Raw genomic sequence first — 20,390 nt, 5'->3', positions numbered from 1 at the left:
AGTTAAAAAAACGCAAAAGATCGCAGCCTGCGGCAGCTCCTCCATGGAATGGCGCAGGCTGCGATCTTTTGATTGGCAGGTGGTGTCAGCGGCTGGCTTGCAGCGCTCGGGCCATTTCCAGATGGCTTTGCAGTTTTGGCAGCGTCTCGTCGGCAAATGCCTTGATTTCCGGTACGTCGGTCGACTGCGCTTCCTGCTGGATCTGCTGGATGGCCTCTTCGGTCGCTTTCACCTGGCTCGCGGCGTAGGCCTGGTCGAAGGTTTCACCGTCCTTGACCTGAGGGATCATGGTCTTGGCCTTGTCGGCAATTTCTTCACGGGGAGCGACCGGCAGATCGAGTTTCTTCGCGATTTTCGCCAGATGCTGGTTGGCCGTGGTGCGGTCATTGATCACGACGATGGTGTAATCCTTGACCTCTTTGGATTCGGATTTCTGGTGCGCCAGCCGGCTGGCTTCAATGTCGGCCATGCCTTTGGCGGACGCATCGTTGATGAAGTCGGCAGGCGACTGGGCGAATGCTGTGCCCGCGAACAAACCCAACAGCGTGGCAAAACTGAAACGACGTATCTGGGTGGCCATCCGGCTCATGGTCGCGCCCTCCTATCTCTGCAAATTCAAGCGGGGGCTTGCGCCCCCGCCTCTCAATCAAAACTACCTCACCGACTACTTCGACTTCTGAGCTGGCTTGCGGCCCATTTCGGTTTTCGCAGGCTCTTTGTCGACCGTCGTGGTGGTGGTTTTCCCACCTTTGCGACCGGCTTCAGACGCCTTGGTTCGATCGTTGGCGAAGTTTCCCGAGTTCGAGTTTCTTGAATTAGGCATGATTCTCTTCCTCTTGGTGTTGATCGTTGGCGAGCAGGTGCCCGCCTAGATTGAGAATTGCCGGACTGCCAAAGGTTTAGAAAAGTTGCCCACGCCGCGACGAACGGCGCGCGCTGGTTCAGCTATCCAGCGCCCGATGATTGAGACGTTTGGCGGCGTACATCGCCTGGTCGGCATGCCGGAACAGTTGCTGTTCTTCGCTGCCATGTTCGGGATAACGGGCCACGCCGATGCTCGGTTCGATGTGCAGGTTGTGACCGTCCAGGCGTATCGGCTGCATCAGCACCTGGCGGATTTTTCCGGCCACGCTATCGGCGTCTTCAGCGGCGTGAACGCTGTGCAACAGCACCACGAATTCATCGCCACCAATGCGCGCGACGGTGTCGGAATCGCGTACACAGCCCTTGAGCCGACTCGCCACCGTTTGCAGCAGCATGTCGCCGACCGCATGGCCAAAGGTGTCGTTGACCTGTTTGAAGCGATCCAGATCGACGTACAGCAGCGCCATGTTTCCCGAGGTTTCGCGGGCAGCGGCCAGCGCAGCCTTGAGGCGGTCTTTGAGCAATCCGCGATTGGGCAACTGGGTCAGTTGATCGTACTGCGCCATGCGTTTGAGCCGCGCGTGCAGCTGCTGCCGCTCGATGGCGGTGGCGACCTGGGCGCAGACGTATTGCAGCAGTTCCTTGTCCTGCTCGGTGTAACGCTCGCCGCCCGGCAGACTTTTGACGATCAGCGCACCGATGGTGCCGTTCTTCGAGTTCAGCGGCACACCGAGCCAGCACGGTGAATCCTGCCCCGCCACCAGCGCCGCGAAGTCGGGCGAGGCGTCGGGGCTGTCCGGCGTCAGCAGAATCGGCTGACCGCTGCGGATGACCTGCGCACACAAACGCCCGGTGACGGTGCCCGGTTGCTCGGGCTGCAATTCGTGATCGTCGACGTGATAGGGAAAATTCAACTGCGCACAGTGCTCGTCGTACAGCGCCACGGAGAAATTCAGCGCCGGCAGCCACTCACCGATGATCAGGTGGATGCGCTTGAACAGCGCCAGCAAGTCTTCGGCGACATGCGCCGCTTCGGAAATCGCATACAGCGCAGCCTGACGCGATTCCGCCTGCTTGCGCTCGGTGATGTCGCGGGCCACGGCGATGCGCAGCTGATCGACCTCTGACCAGCGTGCCGACCAGAGGATGTTCACAATGCGGCCATCCTTGCGCACGTAACGGTTTTCGAAATTGTGCTTGGGTTCGCCGCTCATGATGTCGCGGGCGGCGGCGAGGGTGCGCTGGCGGTCTGCGGGATGCACCAGCTCGATCATCGACCGGCCGATCAACTCGTCAGGCGTATAACCGAAAATACGCTCGCAGGCAGCACTGACAAAAACGAAACGGCCCTGCCTGTCCACCGCACAGACGGCATCGAGCAACAGGTCCATATAACTCGCCAACGGCGCAGAATTTCGGCTTTCCATGGTTCAGCGTGGGTGTCCGGACAATGCAGCACTGTTCAACCATCCCTGACCCTTTGTCATGCATCCCTGCAGATCATTTCATGCCTTGTTCGGTAGCAATCCCGGCAGCGCATGCAGCAGCGCATTGATGGCAAAACCGATGAACATTACCCCGCACAGGCGGGTGATCATCAACTCATGACGCTGATACAGCGTCCGCACCCGTCGGGCGCCAACAACGCCGATCAAGATAGCGTAAGCCAGCAATCCGCCGAGAAAGCTCAGGGCGATCAGCGCCGGCAGCATCGACCAGTTGAGCAGTTCGGCACGACTCGACAGCAGCGCGGTAAATGTCGCGACCGCCACCGGGTAGGCCTTGGGATTGGTCAAACCGAACAGGATGCCGTGCCAGAACGGCTGACGCGCCGCGCCCTGCGGCTGATCATCGCTGCGCCGTTTGGCCCGCACCGCCCGCCAGCCAAGCCAGAACAGGTACAAGCCGCTGAGCACGCCCAGCACATCGAACGCGGTGCTGCCGATTTCCCGGGCACCGACGATGGCGATCAGCGCGGTGCTGCACCAGACCACATCGCCCAGCAAGTGCCCACAAAGAAACCCCGCGCCAGCGCGTCGTCCATGCGCCGCGCCGATGCCGAACACCGCCAGCACACCCGGCCCCGGCGTGATGCCGTAAATGAAACCCGAGGCCAGAACGGCCATTAGCAGCGATGGAGTCATGGAAAACCTGCTGTCGCCAGTACAAATGATGGCCAGTCTATATCAGCCCGCAACGCCTGATCACGACGCGTCGTAAAAACGCATGCCTGAGTACGGTTTCAACCGACAGGCTGCCAGTCGCGAGGCGAGATCGCCGACGTGAGCCTCTAGTTTGTGACCATCGGGGTCAAGGAAATAGAACGACGCACCTTCGCTGCGGTTGTCATGCCACTCCCGCACGTTCGCCGCTTTTAGCTTCTGCGCGAATAGCGGGAAATCCGCCTCAGCCAGGCTGAACGCATAATGGGTGTAGTCGACGGACGGCTCGCCGCTGCGCTGCGCATCCAGCGACAGACACAACCACAGCCCCGGCAGCGACAGATAGGCACCGGCGTCCCACGTGGCTTCGACGCGCAGACCCAGCACATCGCGATAGAACGCCAGGCTGCGGGGCAAATCGCTGACAGCGAGGGTCAGGTGGTTGAGGCCGGTGAGCATGGGTCAGTAACCTCTGAGGTCTTCGGGGACGTTGTACTGCTGGCCATCGTACGTCAGGGTGATCTGCTTTTTCTTCAGCTCGGTGGTTTTCGAAACGCACTGACTGCCGGACCGGGTGTTTTTCATTTTGCTGCCGCTGGTGGTGACGATCAGATCGGCAAAACCATTGTGGTTCGTTGGAGCGATCTCGAGCGTTCGGCGGATTTTCTTGCTGTAGCCCTCGCAGTCATTCGCGAACTCACCGTTGTCCTTGAAGACCACCAGGCCCTCAAGCACCGGACGTAACTCGTCGCCCTCGCGCACATACAGCGCCAGATCGGTTTTTTCATAGGGAATGGCATGGGAACTGTGCACGAATTTCGCGCGCAGCCCAAACGCGCGGATGTCCGGCGTCAATCGGTAGCGCGCCGTGTCGATGCGTACATCATCCAGGCGCACGGCATCGGAGTTGTAGGCGCCCGGCTTACGGTAGGTGGCGATGGGTTTGGCGTTGCTCGCATTGAGGAGCGCCAGATCCAGATCAAACGCCCCGGCATCGTCACCACCGGAGTCGGCCAGGTAGGTGGATTTGACCGAAATCGCCTGACTCGGGAACGCCGGCCAGACGTTGCAGCGCGACATGGATTTACCGTCGAAACTCTTGGTGGTGCAGGCGGCCTGGGCCTGGGTGGTGATGGCCAGCAAACCGAGGGCGATCAGAAGTCTGGTGGGGTTGAGCATGGTTCTTCCTTGATAAGTGTCGTGTTTGGCTGGCGGGTTATAGGCCTTGGAAACCGTTTGGCAAAACGTAGGATTTTCCGTTGTAGTGCAGAGTGGTCAGCACGGGTTTATTGTTCGTGGTCTTCATTTCGCAATTGCCCGGCTCCCCCTCGCCACTCACGCCAGTGGTGACCGATTTCACGATCAGGTCGGCAAATCCGTGAGAGCTGGTTTTGCCTATTTCGATCGTGCTGACAGTGGTCGCACGTTCGCCCGCGCAATTGCCATCCCATTCGCCGCTGAAGCGGTAAACCAGCATCCGATCCAGTACAGGACGCAGTTTGCCGCCTTCTTTCACATAGAGCGACAGCTGGGTTTCATCCAGTGGATTGACGCGCGAGGAGCCTTTGAAAATTGCACGGACGCCAAAGGCACGAATGTCAGCAGTGAGTTTGTAGCGCGCCGTGTCCAATTCCAGGCTCTCCAGCGCGAAGGCGTCAGTCTGGAATGCGGACGGTCGATGATAAGTAGCGAGCGGTTTCGAGTTATCGGCTGACGACACGGATAAATCCAGATCGTAAGCGCCAATTCTGTCGCCTTGGGCGTACACCGGATCCGGTTCAAACTTTGCTATCGCATTGATCGTCAGGGGCGGATCTACAGGCCAATCCTTGCAGACCGAAAAATCCCACTGTCCTGTCACCGCTGGCGGCGTGCACTCGGCCAACACCTGCCCCGCCATCAACCACCCACTCAGGGCCACCCACCCGATCCAACCAGACTTCACTGTCACACCTCACTCCTTGATAACGTTTTCAGCCGCGCACTATCCCCTCCTCAATCCGGCGATTCAACCAGTTCAACGCCTGATCCCCACCCCGGCGTTTATGCCACGCCAGCACAAAGGTGAACGGCGCAATCTCGAACGGTGGTGGCAGCACAATCAGCTCCTGTTGATCAATCTCGCGCACGCTGCGCGACGACACCGTGAGAATCAGATCCGTACCGCTGATCAACTGCGGCGCGACGTTCCAGTGCGGCAGGCTGATGGCGACGCGGCGGCATTCGCGCAATGAGGTCAGCGCCCGTTCGATTTCCGGGGTGCCGCTGCCGCGCATTTCCAGCAGAACATGCGGGCGCGACAGGTAGGTCGGCAAATCCAGCACACCGTTGGCTGGCAAGCTGCGACGATCCAGCAGGCAGACGTAGCGTTCTTCGAACAGCAGCGTGCTGCGCAACTCGTTGGGCATTTCCGGGAACACCCCGGCGGCCAAATCGATGTCACCGTTGAGCACACCCTCCAGCATGCCCTCACGGCTGGCGTGGCTGATTTGCAGGTCGATGCCCGGCGCTTCGCGGCGCAGGGTGCGGATCAGACCGGGCAGGATGATGGCCGCGCCGTAATCGGACATCGCCACACGAAAGGTTCGCCGCGCAGTGGCCGGATCGAAAGCATTGGGCGCCAGCAGCGATTGCACTTGGGCCAACGCTTCGGCCAGTGGCGCAACCAGTTCCAACGCCCGCGCCGTGGGCACCAGCGTCGAACCGGCGCGCACCAGCAGCGGATCGCCGAGCAAGTCGCGCAGACGCGCCAGCGCATGGCTGACCGCCGGTTGACTAAGGTGTAGCCGCTCGGCGGCGCGAGTGACGTGTTGCTCGCAGAGCAAGGCGTCGAGGACCACCAGCAGGTTGAGATCGATACGGCGCAGGTCATTCATCTTGTGCATGTTCTGGATGACAAAACGGAATTTAAATCTGTGCGACGAATACCTTAGAGTCCAGCAAAACCTGTTGGAGAGTGATCATGAGTACGTTGCAGTGGACCGGTTTGTTGCTGTTGGCCGCGTTTGCCGGGGCAGTGGTGCCGTTTCAAAGTGCGATCAACAGCAATCTGGCGCGGGGCCTCGGCCATCCGCTATGGGCAACCTTGGCCTCGTTGCTGGTGAGTGTTTTGGTGCTGTTACCGGTGATTCTGACGTTGCGCCTGCCGCTGCCGTCGCTCGGAATAATCAGCAGGGTACCGCTATGGATGTGGGCTGGCGGTGCGTTCGGCGTGTGTTTTGTGGCGCTGGCGGTGATGTTGCTGCCGAAGCTCGGCGCTTCGGGGTTTGTTGCGCTGGCGTTGGCCGGGCAGGTGATTGCTTCGATGCTGCTCGATCACTTCGGGTTGTTCGGGCTGGTGGAAAAACAGCTGTCGATGTCGCGGGTGTTGGGCGCGTTGTTGCTGATTGGCGGGGTGGTGTTGATTCAGTTTGGTGGGGCGGCGAGCAGGAATCTGGCACCTGCCGGGTAGGATTCGGAGGCGCCCGACACCGCATCAGAACATCGCCCTACAAGCAAATATCCAATTCCGCTCAGTATTGCAGGAAGTGTCTGATTCAGGCCCGAAGTCGTGTTCCGTAAAGTCTGGCAATACACACAAATTGCAACGACCCACGGATTGCCACGCTCAAGGGATGCCCCGATGAACCATACACAGCAAGCACCAAACCTTTATTCCAACTATCGAAAAGTTATCGCCCTGGCAAACCAGGACTGGGAAAACGCCGAGCTCGGCAAAGTCGCCGGGCTCAATGTCGAGGTCATGGGTTCCAACCACCTGCTCGATCAATACGGACGAGAGTTACAACACTTCTGTACCACGTCCTACCTTGGCCTTGATCACCACCCTGCCTTGCTCGAAGGTGCAATCGCCGCACTGCAGGAAACCGGCACCTTGCGCATCGCCAACTCGAAAAATCGCTGCAAGCTGGGGATTCTCGAAAAATACGAAACCGAGCTTTCGCAGTTGTTCGATGCAGTGTGCCTGACGACCCTGTCCTGCAGCGCTGCAAGTGCGGGGATCTTGCCACTGCTGGCCAGCGGTGTATTAACCGAGAATCGCCCGCCAGTGATGGTCTTTGACCGTCAGGCGCATTACTCGATGAATCACTTGAAAGCTGCATGCGCCGACGAAACCCGTGTGATGACCTGTCCACACAACGATATGAATTTTCTAGAAAAGATCTGCCAGCAATATGGTCGTGTGGCCTATATTGGCGATGGCGCCTACAGCATGGGCGGTGTGTCCAACATGGAAGGCCTGCTGTACCTCAAGGATCGTTACGGGCTGTTTCTTTATCTGGATGATTCACACGCGTTGTCAGCCGTGGGCCATAACGGCGTCGGTCTGATACGCCCGAGAATCCAGACGCTGGAAGATGACTGCGTGATCGTCGCGTCGCTGGCCAAGTCATTTGGCGCCAGTGGTGGACTGGTGATGCTTGGCAACCAGCGCCAGAAAAAAATCATCCAGCGTTATGGCGGCCCGAGCAATTGGTCACAAAGTCTCAACTGTGCGGCAATCGGCGCCGGACGAGCGTCAATTCGTCTACATTACACCGCCGAATTCGCCGCTCTGCAGGCCCGCCTCCAGGCTAATATCCGCCTCTTCGACAGTTTGATCAGTACAGAGCAATGCCACAGCGCGATGGCAATCCGCTTGATCGACTGCGGCCAGGCGGATCTGGCCAATCGCATCGCCAGCGAGCTGGCCGAGCAAGGCTTTTTCACCAGCGCAGTATTTTTCCCGGTAGTTGCCCAAGGTAAAGCGGCCATTCGGGTAACCTTGCGTGCTGATATGGAGCCGTCGCTGATCCGACGTTTCTGCGATGTAGTCAGCGAATTGTTGCGCACACACCGCGTCGATTTCGACATTTGAGCCAGGGACGATAGATGAACGCCAGCGCCACCCTTCTTATCACCTGCTGCACGGTGTTCCTCGCTCAGTTGGGCATGAGTATTTACCTTCCAGCGCTGCCGGAGATTGCCGGCGATCTGCATGCGGGGCCTGCGCAAGTGGCGTGGGGTTTATCGATTTATCTGGTCGGCATGGCGCTGCCAATGCTGCTTTGGGGATCACTGGCCCAGCGTATCGGGCGCAAACCTGTGTTACTCGCAGCATTGGGGCTGTATGGCGTGGCGAACCTGGCGTTGCCGCTGGGTTCGACGCTGGAGTCGTTCCTGTTACTGCGCCTGATTCAGGGCGTCGGCGCCAGCGGGATTTCGGTGATGGCACGGGTGCTGATTCGCGACAGTTTTCGCGGCGACCTGCTGGCCAAGGCATTGTCATGGATTTCGATTTCGTTCGTGGTGGCTCTAGGCATCGGCCAGTACCTGGGTTCGATCATCCAGGTCACGCTGGGCTGGCAGGCAATCTTCTACTTGCTCGGCATCACGTGCCTGCTGATGGCCATGATCGTATCCCGGGTCAATTTTGCGACATTGGAGGAGGCGCAAACCAATGCTTCGGCATGGATGATTTACCGGCGCATCCTGATTCATCGCGCGTTCCTGTTGCCGGCACTGGCCGGAGGCCTCGGCTACGGGGTGATCATCGCCTTCAACACGGCTGCGCCACTGATCCTGCAAGGACCGTTCAATTGGTCTACGGTGGATTATGGTCTGCTCGGCTGGCCGATCAGTGCGGCATACTTTCTCGGGGCACTGGTGGTCAATCGCTTCGTTCTGCGCACGGGTCAACACCGGTTGATGACGTTGGGCGTGGTGCTGGTGATGGCGGGGTGCGGAGTGATGCTGCTGGGCAGTCTGACAGCCAGTTCCGTCGCGCTGATGCTGTGGCTGCCCTATTGCGTAGCGGTGTTCGGACAATCGCTGAACTACCCGATCAGCCTGTCCCGTGCCAACGATGGCGCACCGATTGCGGGTGCTTACGCAATGGCGTTGAGCGGATTTATTCATCAACTGATGGCGGCAATGATCGGCGCGATTGCCAGTCTTGTCGCCAGCCCTTCGGCGTGGCCGCTGGCACTGTTATGCAGTTTGCTTGCTGTCGGCGCAATGCTCTGTGTGAGATTCACGCCGACGCGCGTCAGCCCTTAAAAAGCGTTACGGAAAATCTCCTCGATCTGCCGCTGATCCGCCGCCCGTGGGTTGGTCAGGCCGCACGCGTCTTTCAACGCGTTGGTGGCGAGCACTGGAATATCGCTGAGCTTGGCGCCGAGTTCACGCAGGCCGCCGGGAATATCGACGTCCCTGGCCAGGCAACGGATCGCGTTGATCGCCGCCTGAGCGCCCTCCTCCGGGCTGAAACCACGGATGTCCGCACCCATCGCATGGGCGACGTCAGTCAGGCGTTCGGCGCAGACCAGCGCGTTGAAGGTCTGCACATGCGGCAGCAGCACGGCGTTGCACACGCCATGGGGCAAATCGTAGAAACCGCCCAACTGGTGGGCCATCGCGTGCACGTAGCCGAGCGAGGCGTTGTTGAACGCCATGCCGGCGAGGAATTGCGCGTAGGCCATGTTCTCCCGCGCGGCGAGATCGCTGCCGTCCCGCACGGCCAGGCGCAGGTTGTTGCTGATCAGGGTCATGGCCTTCAGTGCGCAGGCATCGGTGATCGGGTTGGCCGCAGTTGATACGTAGGCCTCGATGGCGTGGGTCAACGCATCCATGCCGGTGGCTGCGGTCAGGCTTTTCGGCATGGCAACCATCAGCGCCGGGTCGTTGACCGACAGCAGCGGCGTGACGTTACGATCAACGATGGCCATTTTCACGTGGCGCGATTCGTCGGTGATGATGCAGAAACGGGTCATCTCGCTGGCAGTGCCGGCGGTGGTGTTGATGGCGATCAGCGGCAGCTGCGGCTTGCTCGATTGATCGACGCCTTCGTAGTCGCGGATCTGCCCGCCGTTGGTCGCACACAGGGCAATGCCCTTGGCGCAGTCATGGGGCGAACCGCCGCCCAGCGACACCACGAAATCGCAACGACTTTCCTTGAGCAGCCCCAGCCCGGACTCGACATTGGCAATGCTCGGGTTGGGTTTGGCGCCATCGAAGATCACCGAATCGATGTCCTGCATCGCCAGTTTCTCGGCGAGCATGGTCGCCACGCCAGCCTTGGCCAGCCCCGCGTCGGTGACGATCAGCGCCTTGCGAAAGCCGTAGTTGCGGATCGCAACCATGGCCTCGTCGAGGCATCCGTTGCCCATGATGTTTACCGCCGGAATGAAAAAGGTGCTGCTCATGCGCGTCTCCTGACTGGGGCCGAATCGACTGCTCCGATACGGCGGATGTGCACAGGATCGACCGATCGGTCACCACCGATGTTGATCTGGCGCAATGCCCGCTCGTGATAAAGTCGCCGTCCATCCGCCCTTTGTTTTGAGACTGCCCACGCAATGACCGATTTTCTGGATGTCGATGCCACCCTCGAAGACTGGAGCGCCCTGCGCGCCACCGCCGACTTCAACAGTCTGCTGGTGGGCAATGGCGCCAGCCGCGCGGTGTGGGACGATTTCGGCTACGACTCGCTGTTCGAAAACGCGCGCACCGTGGAAGAAAAACCGCTGAGCCCATCGGAGCTGAGCGTGTTCGACGCGATGCAGACGCGCAGCTTCGAGCAGGTGCTCGGTGCGTTGAAAACCACCAGCCGGGTCAACAAAGCGTTGGCCGTCAGCTCGGCCGCACCGCGCAATCGCTACTATGCGATCAAGGAAGCGCTGATCAACACCGTGCACGCCGTGCATATCCCGTGGCGCCTGGTGCAGGCCTCGACCTTGGCCACGCTCAACCAAGAACTGGCGCGGTATCACACGGTGTTCACCACCAATTACGACCTGCTCAACTACTGGGCGATCCAGCACCGCAGTGAGGCCATCGACGACCTGTTCAACGGCCCCGACGCCAGTTTTGATCTGAGCGACAGCACCAGCGCCAAACCGCGTCTGCTGTATCTGCACGGCGGTTTGCACCTGGTGCGCAATCAGGACGGCACCGCGCGCAAACTGACCTCGACCGAGGGCACCCTGCTCGGCAGCTTCGCGATCAACAACACGATCAAGACGCTGGACGACGTGCCGCTGTTCGTCAACGAAGGGCCGAGCGCGGACAAGCTCAAGACTATTCGCAGCTCGGATTATCTGTCGTTCTGCTACGAGCAGTTATTGGGGCACGCGCAGAACCTGTGCATCTTCGGTCATGCGCTGGGCGAGCAGGATGCGCACATCGTGAGGGCACTGCGCCTGGCGAAACCGGCGAGTGTGGCGATCTCGATTTATCCGCGCAGTGCGGCGTTCATTCAGCATCAGAAACGCCATTACGCCAAGGTGTTCGAGGGCACCGGGATTGAGTTGCGGTTTTTTGATGCGAAGACGCATGCGTTGGGGAATCCGAAGCTTTCGGTGCCGGTCGAGGTTTGATGTAAACCGGACTGACGCCTTCGCGAGCAAGCCCGCTCCCACAGGGGGTATGCATTCTAAATGTGGGAGCGGGCTTGCTCGCGAAGCTTTTTCTGGCGGCTCATTCTTCCGAGCTGTGCACCACCACCAGCAACTGCGCCTGCACCTCGCCCACCGACCTGATCCGGTGCGGCTTCTGCGCGTTGAAATGCAGCGCATCGCCACGTTCCAGCAGCACCCGCTCATTCATGAAATCCACTTCCACCTGCCCTTCGTGGACGAACAGAAACTCCTCGCCCAAGTGCTCCTTGAAGGTCTTGTCGGTGAACTCGCTCGGCGGGTAGATGATGAACGGCAGGAGGTTGCGCTCGCTGACCTGATGCGCCAGCACCGCATACCCCGGGCTCTGATCGTTGGCCGCCAGTGACTGGCGTTCGTGGCTGCGCACCAGGCTGTAGCTGTCGAGGCTGACGTTGTCTTCGGAGAACAATTCCTCGACCTTCACATTCAGCGCCTTCGCCAGTTTCAGCGCGGCAGCGATCGACGGGGTGTTCAGCCCACGCTCGACTTTCGACAGATAACTCTTGGTCATGCCGGATTTTTCGGCCAGTGCCTCAAGCGTTACGCCAAGTTTTTTTCTCAACAATTTCAAACGGATAGACATGCGCAGCAGTTATTCCATCAAGGAAACGACGATTGATGATTGCTTATGACACTTTGTGTCATATAGGCTCTTTCGTGTCATTTGCAATTACCCAAAGGACACCGACATGGCCAAGACATTAGCACTACCCAAAGAGCAACTGGTCAAGCAAGCGCTGACCCAGATGCAAAACACCCTGGCGGATAATACGTGGACTGACCGGCAAAAGCTGGCGCTGACCTGCCGGATCCTGTTCGAGAACGGTCACGACTCCGGTCTGGCCGGACAAATCACCGCTCGCGGCCCACAACCGGGGACCTATTACACTCAACAACTGGGCCTGGGTTTTGATGAAATCACCGCGAGTAATCTGCTGCTGGTCAACGAAGACCTGGAAGTGCTCGAAGGCCACGGCATGGCCAACCCGGCCAACCGTTTCCACAGCTGGGTCTACCGCGCCCGGCCTGACGTGAACTGCATCATCCACACCCACCCGACGCACATTGCCGCGCTGTCGATGCTGGAAGTGCCGCTGCAGATTTCCCACATGGATCTGTGCCCGCTGTACGACGACTGCGCATTTCTCGAAGGCTGGCCGGGCGTGCCAGTGGGCAACGAAGAAGGCGAACTGATCGCCGGAGCGCTGGGCGACAAGCGCGCGATCCTCCTGTCGCACCACGGTCAGCTGTCGACCGGCAGCACAATCGAAGAGGCCTGTGTCATCGCCCAACTGATCGAGCGCGCCGCCAAACTGCAACTGCTGGCAATGGCCGCCGGTACGATCAAACCGATCATTCCGGCGCTGGGTCGCGAGGCCCACGACTGGGTGTCGAAACCCAAACGCCACGCCGCCGCTTTCAACTACTACGCCCGGCAGAACCTGCGCCAACACGCCGATTGCCTGAACTGATTTCAGCTTTTCCCGGAGACTCATCATGTCCAACATTCACGGCATCATCGGCTACACCATCACCCCGTTCGGCGCCAACGGCGAAGGTCTCGATCTACCGGCCCTCGGCAAATCCATTGATCGCCTGATCGACAGCGGCGTCCACGCCATCGCCCCGCTGGGCAGCACCGGCGAAGGCGCTTACCTCAGCGACGCCGAGTGGGATCAGGTCGCCGAGTTCAGCATCAAGCACGTGGCGAAACGGGTGCCGACCATCGTCAGCGTGTCCGACCTGACCACCGCCAAAGCCGTGCGTCGCGCACGCTTCGCCGAAGCCCATGGCGCCGACGTGGTGATGGTGCTGCCGGCGTCTTACTGGAAGCTGACTGAAGCGGAAATCCTCGCGCACTACCGCGCCATCGGCGACAGCATCGGCGTGCCGATCATGCTTTACAACAACCCGGCCACCAGCGGCACCGACATGTCGGTGGAGCTGATTCTGCGCATCGTCAATGGCGTGGGAAACGTGACCATGGTCAAGGAGAGCACCGGCGACATTCAGCGCATGCACAAGCTGCAATTGCTCGGCGACGGTCAGGTGCCGTTCTACAACGGCTGCAATCCGCTGGCACTGGAGGCTTTCGCCGCCGGGGCCAAGGGTTGGTGCACCGCTGCGCCGAACCTGATCCCGCAACTGAATCTGGATTTGTACGCGGCTTCGCTGGCCGGTGATCTGGAGCGGGCACGCGAGCTGTTCTACCGCCAGTTGCCGCTGCTGGACTTCATCCTCAAGGGCGGTTTGCCGGCGACGATCAAGGCCGGATTGCGCGAGACGGGGCTGGAGGTTGGTGATCCGCGCTTGCCGGTGTTTCCGTTGAGCGAAGCTGGGCAAGCTCAGCTAAAAGCAATCCTCAACACCCTGCGCTAACACACACAACCCCATGTGGGAGCGGGCTTGCTCGCGAAGGCGTCGTGTCAGTCGACATCTCCAGTGACTGATCCACCGCTTTCGCGAGCAAGCCCGCTCCCACATTTTTGCTCTTAAGTGTTCTTCAGAGCACCGGCAAGGTCTTGTCCTTGATCACTTTGCTCGGCCCATTGGCCTTGACGCTGGCGATACCTTTGGCACACGCGGCGTCGTTGGAGTACGACTCGCTGCTGCCGATGATCTGGTGGTTGGCGGCCTTGAGGTTGAAGTAAGGATGGCCATCCTTGGTGGTCTTCTTCTCGTAGCGTTCATCCAGCGGGCTGTTGCTCTGCACCGAAGCAATGCCGTTGTCGGCAGCCGCGCGGGTGGTGTAGAGCTCGCTGGTGAGAATGGTTTCGGCGTTGGCGGCCTTCAGCACAAACCTGAACTGGCCGTTGCTGCTTTTGCTCACTTCGTACCATCCGGACATGCGCGTTTCTCCTTGGCGGTTGAGAGGTTTTGCGCTTCAGAGTAAAGACCAGCCCGAGACTTCTGTCGCCTGTAGTGGCCTATTCGCGAGCAAGCCCGCTCCCACAGTAGATCTCCAGTGCTCACAAAATTTTTGAGCACCTTGGAAACCTGTGGGAGCGGGCTTGCTCGCGAAGGGGTCGACTCACAATCGGCTATTTCACCCCGGCCCGCACCACCGACAATTCCGGCGCACTCACCCGTCGCTGACTCAGATACCGCGTGCAACTCACCCGCAGGAACGAAGCAAAATTCACCACCTCCCCGCGATAATCCATCACCTCTTCATACAGCTTGGCGATCAACTGGTTGGTGGTCATGCCATCGACTTCGGCGATTTCGCTGAGGATGTCCCAGAACTGGTTTTCCAGGCGCAGGGTCGTCACCACGCCGCAGATGCGCAGCGAGCGCGAGCGGGACTCGTAGAGAATCGGGTCGGCCTTGACGTAGAGCTCGCACATCGGCGAATCCTCGTTACAGGGTGATTTTGGTGCCAAGCAGACCGAGGAAACCGGCCAGCCAGTTCGGATGCGCCGGCCATGCTGGCGCAGTCGCCAGATTGCCCTGAACGTGGCCGTCGGTCACCGGGATATCGATGAACGTGCCACCGGCCAGGCGCACTTCCGGAGCGCAGGCCGGATAGGCGCTGCACTCGCGACCTTCGAGAACGCCGGCCGCTGCCAGCAATTGCGCACCGTGGCAGACCGCAGCAATCGGCTTGCCGGCCTTGTCGAAGGCGCGCACCAGCTCCAGAACTTTCTCGTTCAGGCGCAGGTATTCCGGCGCACGACCGCCGGGGATCAGCAGCGCGTCGTAATCGGCCTCGGCGACCTTGGCAAAGTCGAAATTGAGGGCGAACAGGTGACCGGGTTTCTCGCTGTAAGTCTGGTCGCCTTCGAAGTCATGGATCGCGGTGCGCACGGTCTTGCCCGCAACTTTGTCCGGGCACACGGCGTGCACGGTGTGACCGACCATCTGCAGGGCCTGGAACGGCACCATCACTTCGTAGTCTTCGACGTAATCGCCGACCAGCATCAGGATTTTTTTCGCGGCCATGGGGAGGACTCCTCTGGGAATGGGCTTGCAGGAGTATTCAAGGTAGACCTTATCCGTTGGGGCGGGTAACAACCGGCTACTACGCCTCCCCGCCTTTGTGGCGAGGGAGCTTGCTCCCGCTCGACTGCGCAGCAGGCGCAAAACCTGTTTGCACAGTTTTCCTGAAAAAAGCGGGGGCCGCTTCGCAGCCCAGCGGGAGCAAGCTCCCTCGCCACAGGGGATCCAACTGTATGGATAACTCTGTGCCTGGCTGTACCAGCCCGAGCGCCCCGGTTTATGGCTTGATTAAGGCAATCCCCTGCCACCTTCTATTCTGGTCCCCCATCATGTCCTCGCGCGAAAACACCGGCATGGCCCTCGGCCTGCTCGGGGTTGTGATTTTCAGCCTGACCCTGCCCTTCACCCGGATTGTGGTGCAGGAACTGCATCCGCTGCTCAACGGCCTCGGCCGCGCGCTGTTCGCGGCGATTCCCGCGGCAGCGTTGTTGTTATGGCGACGCGAGAAGTGGCCGAGCTGGCAGCAGATCAAAGGCCTGAGCCTGGTGATCGCCGGGGTGATTCTCGGGTTTCCGGTGCTGTCGGCGTGGGCCATGCAGACCTTGCCGGCGTCCCACGGCGCGCTGGTCAACGGTTTGCAGCCGCTGTGCGTGGCGCTGTATGCGGCGTGGCTGTCCCACGAGCGTCCTTCGAAAGCCTTCTGGGCCTGCGCCGCGCTGGGCAGTGCGTTGGTGCTCGGCTACGCGTTGTACACCGGTGCCGGCAGCATTCAGGCCGGTGACTTGTTGATGCTCGGCGCGATTGCCGTCGGCGGTCTGGGTTATGCCGAGGGTGGCCGGTTGGCCAGGGAAATGGGCGGCTGGCAGGTGATCTGCTGGGCGCTGGTGCTGTCGACGCCACTGCTGATCGGCCCGGTGTTGTACCTGGCGCTGCAGCATCAAGGCACTGTGTCAGCCAAGGCCTGGTGGGCGTTCGGCTACGTGGCGCTGTTCTCGCAGTTTCTCGGCTTCTTCGCCTGGTACGCCGGACTGGCGATGGGCGGGATCGCGCGGGTCAGTCAAATCCAGTTGCTGCAGATCTTCTTCACCATCGCGTTTTCGGCGCTGTTCTTTGGCGAACATGTCGAACCGATCACCTGGGTGTTTGCCTGCGGGGTGATCGCGACGGTGATGCTCGGGCGCAAGACCGTCGTGCAATCCAATGTGGGAGCGGGCTTGCTCGCGAAAGCAGTTTCTCAATCAACGGCAATGGTGACTGACACAACGCCTTCGCGAGCAAGCCCGCTCCCACAGGATCAGAGGTAGCCATCCGAACGCAGCAGGGTTTCCAGACAGTGCTCGCTGATGTTGTAGAAGTCCTTGAGTTCCTGAATCTTCACCAGCAACTGAGTCGGGTCCACCGGCTCGGCGCGTTTCACCGCGAGAATCATCTTGTTCTTGTTGGTGTGTTCCAGCGAGATGAATTCGAACACTTTGGTCTCGTAACCGCAGGCTTCGAGGAACAGCGCGCGCAGGCTGTCGGTGACCATTTCGGCCTGTTGGCCCAGGTGCAGACCGTATTGCAGCATCGGCTTGAGCAGCGCCGGGCTCTGGATCTGCAGGCGGATCTGTTTGTGGCAGCACGGCGAGCACATGATGATCGACGCGCCGGAACGGATGCCGGTGTGGATCGCGTAGTCGGTGGCGATGTCACAGGCGTGCAGGGCGATCATCACGTCCAGTTCACTCGGCGCCACGCTGCGCACGTCACCGCACTTGAACACCAGGCCCGGGTGCTCCAACTTCGCCGCGGCGGCGTTGCACAGGTTGACCATCTCTTCGCGCAGCTCGACGCCGGTGACCTCGCCTTCGGCCTTGAGCGTGTTGCGCAGGTAATCGTGGATGGCGAACGTCAGGTAGCCCTTGCCCGAACCGAAATCCGCCACCCGCACCGGTTTGTCCAGCGCCAGCGGTGACGAGGTCAGCGCGTGGCTGAAGACTTCGATGAACTTGTTGATCTGCTTCCACTTGCGCGACATCGCCGGGATCAGCTCATGCTGCACGTTGGTCACGCCCAGATCCTTGAGGAACGGTCGGCTCAAGTCCAGAAAACGGTTTTTCTCACGGTTGTGCTCAGCGGATGGCGCTTCACGCAATTGCTGAGGTTTGCTCTTGAACAGTGAACTCTTGCCCTTTTTGCTGTATTCGAGCTGGGCTTCGTCGGTCACGGTCAGCAGATGCGCATTCTTGAACGCGGCCGGCAACAGCTCGGCAATCACCGCCACGCCTTCGCTCAGCGGCAGGTTCTTGGTGATGTCGCGGGTCTTGTAGCGATAAACGAAAGACAGGTTGGGCTGCGCCTTGACCGTCACCGCTTTGATGATGATCCGCTGCAGCTCCGCCTCGTCGCCCACGTACTTGGCCAGTACCAGCTTGATGAAGCCGTTCTGCTCGAGGCTGGTTTGCAGCAATTCGATGAACTGGGCGTGATGATCGGGCGCTGGCTTGAGGGAGGGGGCAGTAACGGACATGGAAAAGCGGCCTCGGACGGGCGAAATCGGGAATGGCGGGTATTTTAGGGGGGATGGCGCTTGGGGACACGCTCTTATTTACCCAACGGCATCAGAACTCAGCGTACTGCCTGGCCCCTGTGGGAGCGGGCTTGCTCGCGAAGGCGGCGTATCAGGCGACATCAATGGTGAATGTCAGACCGTATTCGCGAGCAAGCCCGCTCCCACACTGGCTCGGCGTAATGCGGCCATATGTATCAGACAGGCTTTGTTCAGCGGGACCGGGGAGAACCGCGCCAAGACTCAGCCCAACACAATCAACCGATTCGGCAATTCATTCCTCACCTGCGTCACCGGCACGTGCACCTTGAGCAGTTCTCCACAGGCCTCGATGCAGGTGACAAACCCCTCGAGCGTGCGCCCCTGCCGCACCTGCTCGGTGAACGCGGCGACGATCGCGTCCCAGCTCTTGTTATCCAGCCGGCGGGAAATCCCTTCGTCCACCAGAATTTCCACGTAGCGCTCGGCCTCGCAGACAAAGATCAGCATCCCGGTGCTGCCGACGGTGTGGTGCAGGTTCTGTTCGAGAAACTGCCGTCGCGCCAGGTTCGATGCACGCCAGTGACGCACCCGACGCGGGATCAGATGAGTGGTGATTTTCGGCAGGCGAAACAGCAGGCACAGGACGATGAACAGGCCCCATTGCACCAGCAACAGGCTGTGCATCGTCAGCCAGCCGGTCAGGTAATGGACGATGCCCGGCACCAGCAGCGCCAGCAGACTGGCCCACAGCAGCGGAATGTACGCGTAGTCATCGGCGCGGGCCGCCAGCACGGTCACCAGTTCGGCGTCGGTATCGCGCTCGACCCGGGCGATCGCCTCGGCGACTTTGCGTTGTTCGTGTTCAGTCAGTAATGCCATGTCGAAAAGTGCCTGATCATTATTGTTGTGTGTTCACCAGCCGCCGGACGAACCGCCGCCGCCGAAACTGCCCCCGCCGCCGCTGAAGCCCCCGCCGCCACCGCCGCCGCCAAATCCACCGCCGCCGAAACCGCCCCCGCCTCCGGAGCCACCACGGCCGGCGGGAAGGATACCGAGCATCTGGCAGACAAACACGGTCAGGATGAACAACACCACCAGAAAAACGAACAACAGCGGATGCCGCGAGACAAAATCGCTCTGCGGATCACCGCTCGACTCGTACACCGTCGATGGCTCGTCCAGCGGATTGCCGCCGAGCACCACCAGCATCGCCGCCACACCGTCGCTGATGCCCTTGCTGAAATTGCCGGCCTTGAACGCGGGGGTGATCACTTGATGGATGATCACCGAACTCTGCGCATCGGTCAGCCGATCCTCCAGGCCATAGCCGACTTCGATGCGCAGTTTGCGCTCGTCACGGGCAACGATCAGCATCGCGCCGTTGTTCTTGTCCTTCTGACCGATGCCCCAGTGCCGGCCCAGTTGCACGCCGTAATCCTCGATGGTGGTGCCCTGCAGATCAGGCACCGTGACCACCACCAGTTGCTCGCCGGTCGCCTGTTCATGCGCGTGCAATTGCTGGCTCAACTGGGCTCGCACCGAGGGCTCGATCATCTGCGCCTCGTCCACCACCCGCCCGCTCAGCGCCGGGAACGTCAACTCGGCCCGGGCGCTGAGGGCGAACAGCCACAGCATCAGCACCAGGCCTATCTTCAACACACGCATGGGCAACCTCGAATCAGAACTTCACTTCCGGGGCCTTTTCCGCGCCGGGGGTGGTGGCTTCGAAGGTTTCGCGAATCGGCAGATCGCTGTACATCACGCTGTGCCAGAGGCGCCCGGGAAAGGTGCGGATCTCGGTGTTGTACTTCTGCACCGCCAGAATGAAATCGCGCCGCGCCACGGCAATCCGGTTTTCCGTGCCTTCGAGCTGCGATTGCAACGCGAGGAAGTTCTGGTTGGCTTTCAGGTCCGGGTAGCGCTCGGACACCACCATCAAACGGCTGAGCGCACCGCTCAACTGATCCTGGGCCTGCTGGAACTGCTTGAGTTTTTCCGGGTTGTCGAGGGTGCTGGCATCGACCTGGATCGACGTCGCCTTGGCCCGCGCCTCGACCACTGCGGTCAGGGTCGCCTCCTCGTGCCTGGCGTAGCCTCGGACGGTTTCCACCAGATTGGGGATCAGGTCGGCACGGCGCTGGTACTGGTTCTGGACCTGGCCCCAGGCCGCCTTGGCCTGTTCGTCGAGAGTGGGGATATTGTTGATGCCGCATGCGGTCAACAAGGTGGCAAGCACCAGTAACGTGGCGACCTGTAAACGCGAACGGTTGATCGGACTGACATTCATCAAAGTGATGCTCCCTGGCATATTTCATAAAAAACCGACCGTGAAACCTTCTGCATCGGCGGTTGGGGCATAATCGGCCGCGCCACTGGATTGCAACGGGCCGATGGGCTAAAAAGAGGCCCTGCGCAAACGCTGCCGACGGTCGGCGGGCGTTTTTGGCTCGGTCATTTTGAACCTGCACCCGAACAACA

The 20,390-nt window shown here is 60.3% G+C and carries 24 protein-coding genes; 7 read left to right on the top strand and 17 right to left on the bottom strand.

Going from position 1 to position 20,390, the window contains the following annotated elements; genetic code table 11:
• Nucleotides 1-85: 85 nt before the first annotated feature.
• The 8 genes from ACS4NR_RS01155 to ACS4NR_RS01120 all read right to left on the bottom strand — a co-directional run bounded on the left by ACS4NR_RS01155 (nt 86) and on the right by ACS4NR_RS01120 (nt 5,911).
• Nucleotides 86-589, bottom strand: a complete 504-nt coding sequence (locus tag ACS4NR_RS01155) for a DUF4142 domain-containing protein (protein WP_027614439.1) — start codon at nt 587-589, stop codon at nt 86-88.
• Nucleotides 590-664: 75 nt separating this feature from the next.
• The gene (locus tag ACS4NR_RS01150) at nt 665-823 is read right to left on the bottom strand and encodes a KGG domain-containing protein (RefSeq protein WP_003222499.1); all 159 of its coding nucleotides are present in this window, start codon (nt 821-823) and stop codon (nt 665-667) included.
• 118 nt (nt 824-941) lie between these two features.
• Complete coding sequence (locus ACS4NR_RS01145) at nt 942-2,291, bottom strand: diguanylate cyclase domain-containing protein (protein WP_456018901.1); 1,350 nt, start codon at nt 2,289-2,291, stop codon at nt 942-944.
• 78 nt (nt 2,292-2,369) lie between these two features.
• Nucleotides 2,370-3,008 carry a LysE family translocator gene (locus ACS4NR_RS01140; RefSeq protein ID WP_166497110.1) on the bottom strand — a complete coding sequence of 213 codons (639 nt, stop codon included), beginning with the start codon at nt 3,006-3,008 and terminating at the stop codon, nt 2,370-2,372.
• 60 nt (nt 3,009-3,068) lie between these two features.
• Nucleotides 3,069-3,485, bottom strand: coding sequence for a fosfomycin resistance glutathione transferase (gene fos / locus ACS4NR_RS01135; RefSeq protein WP_456018900.1), 417 nt, complete (start codon nt 3,483-3,485; stop codon nt 3,069-3,071).
• Between the two features lie 3 nt (nt 3,486-3,488).
• Nucleotides 3,489-4,205, bottom strand: a complete 717-nt coding sequence (locus ACS4NR_RS01130; RefSeq protein WP_456018899.1) for a PA3715 family protein — start codon at nt 4,203-4,205, stop codon at nt 3,489-3,491.
• 37 nt (nt 4,206-4,242) lie between these two features.
• A complete protein-coding gene (locus tag ACS4NR_RS01125) occupies nt 4,243-4,977 on the bottom strand; it encodes a PA3715 family protein (protein ID WP_456018898.1) in 735 nt (244 codons plus the stop codon).
• Between the two features lie 22 nt (nt 4,978-4,999).
• The gene (locus tag ACS4NR_RS01120) at nt 5,000-5,911 is read right to left on the bottom strand and encodes a LysR family transcriptional regulator (RefSeq protein WP_456018897.1); all 912 of its coding nucleotides are present in this window, start codon (nt 5,909-5,911) and stop codon (nt 5,000-5,002) included.
• A gap of 77 nt (nt 5,912-5,988) precedes the next feature.
• On the opposite strand from ACS4NR_RS01120, the gene ACS4NR_RS01115 reads away from it, so the two are divergent.
• From ACS4NR_RS01115 to ACS4NR_RS01105, 3 genes are all read left to right on the top strand, one after another.
• On the top strand, nt 5,989-6,477 hold the full coding sequence (locus ACS4NR_RS01115; RefSeq protein ID WP_456018896.1) for a DMT family transporter: 489 nt from the start codon (nt 5,989-5,991) through the stop codon (nt 6,475-6,477).
• 171 nt (nt 6,478-6,648) lie between these two features.
• Entirely contained in the window at nt 6,649-7,884 is a 1,236-nt protein-coding gene (locus ACS4NR_RS01110; protein WP_095138511.1) for an aminotransferase class I/II-fold pyridoxal phosphate-dependent enzyme, read from the top strand.
• Between the two features lie 14 nt (nt 7,885-7,898).
• On the top strand, nt 7,899-9,065 hold the full coding sequence (locus ACS4NR_RS01105) for an MFS transporter (RefSeq protein WP_456018895.1): 1,167 nt from the start codon (nt 7,899-7,901) through the stop codon (nt 9,063-9,065).
• On the opposite strand, the gene yiaY is transcribed toward ACS4NR_RS01105, so the two are convergent.
• Nucleotides 9,062-10,210, bottom strand: a complete 1,149-nt coding sequence (yiaY, locus tag ACS4NR_RS01100) for an L-threonine dehydrogenase (protein ID WP_443533155.1) — start codon at nt 10,208-10,210, stop codon at nt 9,062-9,064. The two genes, ACS4NR_RS01105 and yiaY, sit on opposite strands and share 4 nt — an antisense overlap.
• 153 nt (nt 10,211-10,363) lie before the next feature.
• Here yiaY and ACS4NR_RS01095 point away from each other — a divergent pair, with 153 nt between their 5' ends.
• Nucleotides 10,364-11,383 carry a DUF4917 family protein gene (locus ACS4NR_RS01095; protein WP_456018894.1) on the top strand — a complete coding sequence of 340 codons (1,020 nt, stop codon included), beginning with the start codon at nt 10,364-10,366 and terminating at the stop codon, nt 11,381-11,383.
• A gap of 100 nt (nt 11,384-11,483) precedes the next feature.
• On the opposite strand, the gene ACS4NR_RS01090 is transcribed toward ACS4NR_RS01095, so the two are convergent.
• Complete coding sequence (locus ACS4NR_RS01090; RefSeq protein ID WP_003222480.1) at nt 11,484-12,026, bottom strand: helix-turn-helix domain-containing protein; 543 nt, start codon at nt 12,024-12,026, stop codon at nt 11,484-11,486.
• A 106-nt stretch (nt 12,027-12,132) separates the two neighbouring features.
• Between ACS4NR_RS01090 and ACS4NR_RS01085 the strand changes: the two genes are divergently transcribed.
• Together ACS4NR_RS01085 and ACS4NR_RS01080 are read left to right on the top strand one after the other, a co-directional pair.
• Nucleotides 12,133-12,915, top strand: coding sequence for an aldolase (locus ACS4NR_RS01085; RefSeq protein ID WP_456018893.1), 783 nt, complete (start codon nt 12,133-12,135; stop codon nt 12,913-12,915).
• A gap of 22 nt (nt 12,916-12,937) precedes the next feature.
• Nucleotides 12,938-13,822 carry a dihydrodipicolinate synthase family protein gene (locus ACS4NR_RS01080; RefSeq protein WP_456020420.1) on the top strand — a complete coding sequence of 295 codons (885 nt, stop codon included), beginning with the start codon at nt 12,938-12,940 and terminating at the stop codon, nt 13,820-13,822.
• Nucleotides 13,823-13,946: 124 nt separating this feature from the next.
• Here the strand turns inward: ACS4NR_RS01080 and ACS4NR_RS01075 are convergent, their stop codons facing one another.
• The 3 genes from ACS4NR_RS01075 to ACS4NR_RS01065 form a co-directional block, all read right to left on the bottom strand.
• Nucleotides 13,947-14,291 (bottom strand): YegP family protein, encoded by a 345-nt coding sequence (locus ACS4NR_RS01075; RefSeq protein ID WP_095138504.1) that lies wholly within the window; start codon nt 14,289-14,291, stop codon nt 13,947-13,949.
• A gap of 193 nt (nt 14,292-14,484) precedes the next feature.
• Nucleotides 14,485-14,790 carry a ribbon-helix-helix domain-containing protein gene (locus tag ACS4NR_RS01070; protein ID WP_150370430.1) on the bottom strand — a complete coding sequence of 102 codons (306 nt, stop codon included), beginning with the start codon at nt 14,788-14,790 and terminating at the stop codon, nt 14,485-14,487.
• A gap of 13 nt (nt 14,791-14,803) precedes the next feature.
• Nucleotides 14,804-15,385, bottom strand: coding sequence for a DJ-1/PfpI family protein (locus tag ACS4NR_RS01065; protein WP_064586386.1), 582 nt, complete (start codon nt 15,383-15,385; stop codon nt 14,804-14,806).
• Nucleotides 15,386-15,711: 326 nt separating this feature from the next.
• On the opposite strand from ACS4NR_RS01065, the gene ACS4NR_RS01060 reads away from it, so the two are divergent.
• The gene (locus ACS4NR_RS01060; RefSeq protein WP_456018892.1) at nt 15,712-16,686 is read left to right on the top strand and encodes a DMT family transporter; all 975 of its coding nucleotides are present in this window, start codon (nt 15,712-15,714) and stop codon (nt 16,684-16,686) included.
• On the opposite strand, the gene ACS4NR_RS01055 is transcribed toward ACS4NR_RS01060, so the two are convergent.
• The 4 genes from ACS4NR_RS01055 to ACS4NR_RS01040 all read right to left on the bottom strand — a co-directional run bounded on the left by ACS4NR_RS01055 (nt 16,677) and on the right by ACS4NR_RS01040 (nt 20,199).
• Nucleotides 16,677-17,891, bottom strand: a complete 1,215-nt coding sequence (locus ACS4NR_RS01055) for a class I SAM-dependent methyltransferase (RefSeq protein ID WP_456018891.1) — start codon at nt 17,889-17,891, stop codon at nt 16,677-16,679. The two genes, ACS4NR_RS01060 and ACS4NR_RS01055, sit on opposite strands and share 10 nt — an antisense overlap.
• 282 nt (nt 17,892-18,173) lie before the next feature.
• Nucleotides 18,174-18,791: a TPM domain-containing protein gene (locus tag ACS4NR_RS01050; RefSeq protein WP_027614420.1), complete on the bottom strand. Its 618-nt coding sequence runs from the start codon at nt 18,789-18,791 to the stop codon at nt 18,174-18,176.
• A 33-nt stretch (nt 18,792-18,824) separates the two neighbouring features.
• Nucleotides 18,825-19,577, bottom strand: a complete 753-nt coding sequence (locus ACS4NR_RS01045; protein ID WP_456018890.1) for a TPM domain-containing protein — start codon at nt 19,575-19,577, stop codon at nt 18,825-18,827.
• Nucleotides 19,578-19,590: 13 nt separating this feature from the next.
• Nucleotides 19,591-20,199 (bottom strand): LemA family protein, encoded by a 609-nt coding sequence (locus ACS4NR_RS01040; protein ID WP_095138497.1) that lies wholly within the window; start codon nt 20,197-20,199, stop codon nt 19,591-19,593.
• Nucleotides 20,200-20,390 lie beyond the last annotated feature (191 nt).

The organism is Pseudomonas sp. JQ36 (assembly GCF_053851495.1).
Note: the sequence above shows the minus strand (reverse complement) of the source record. Positions and strands in the feature narration are given on the sequence as shown.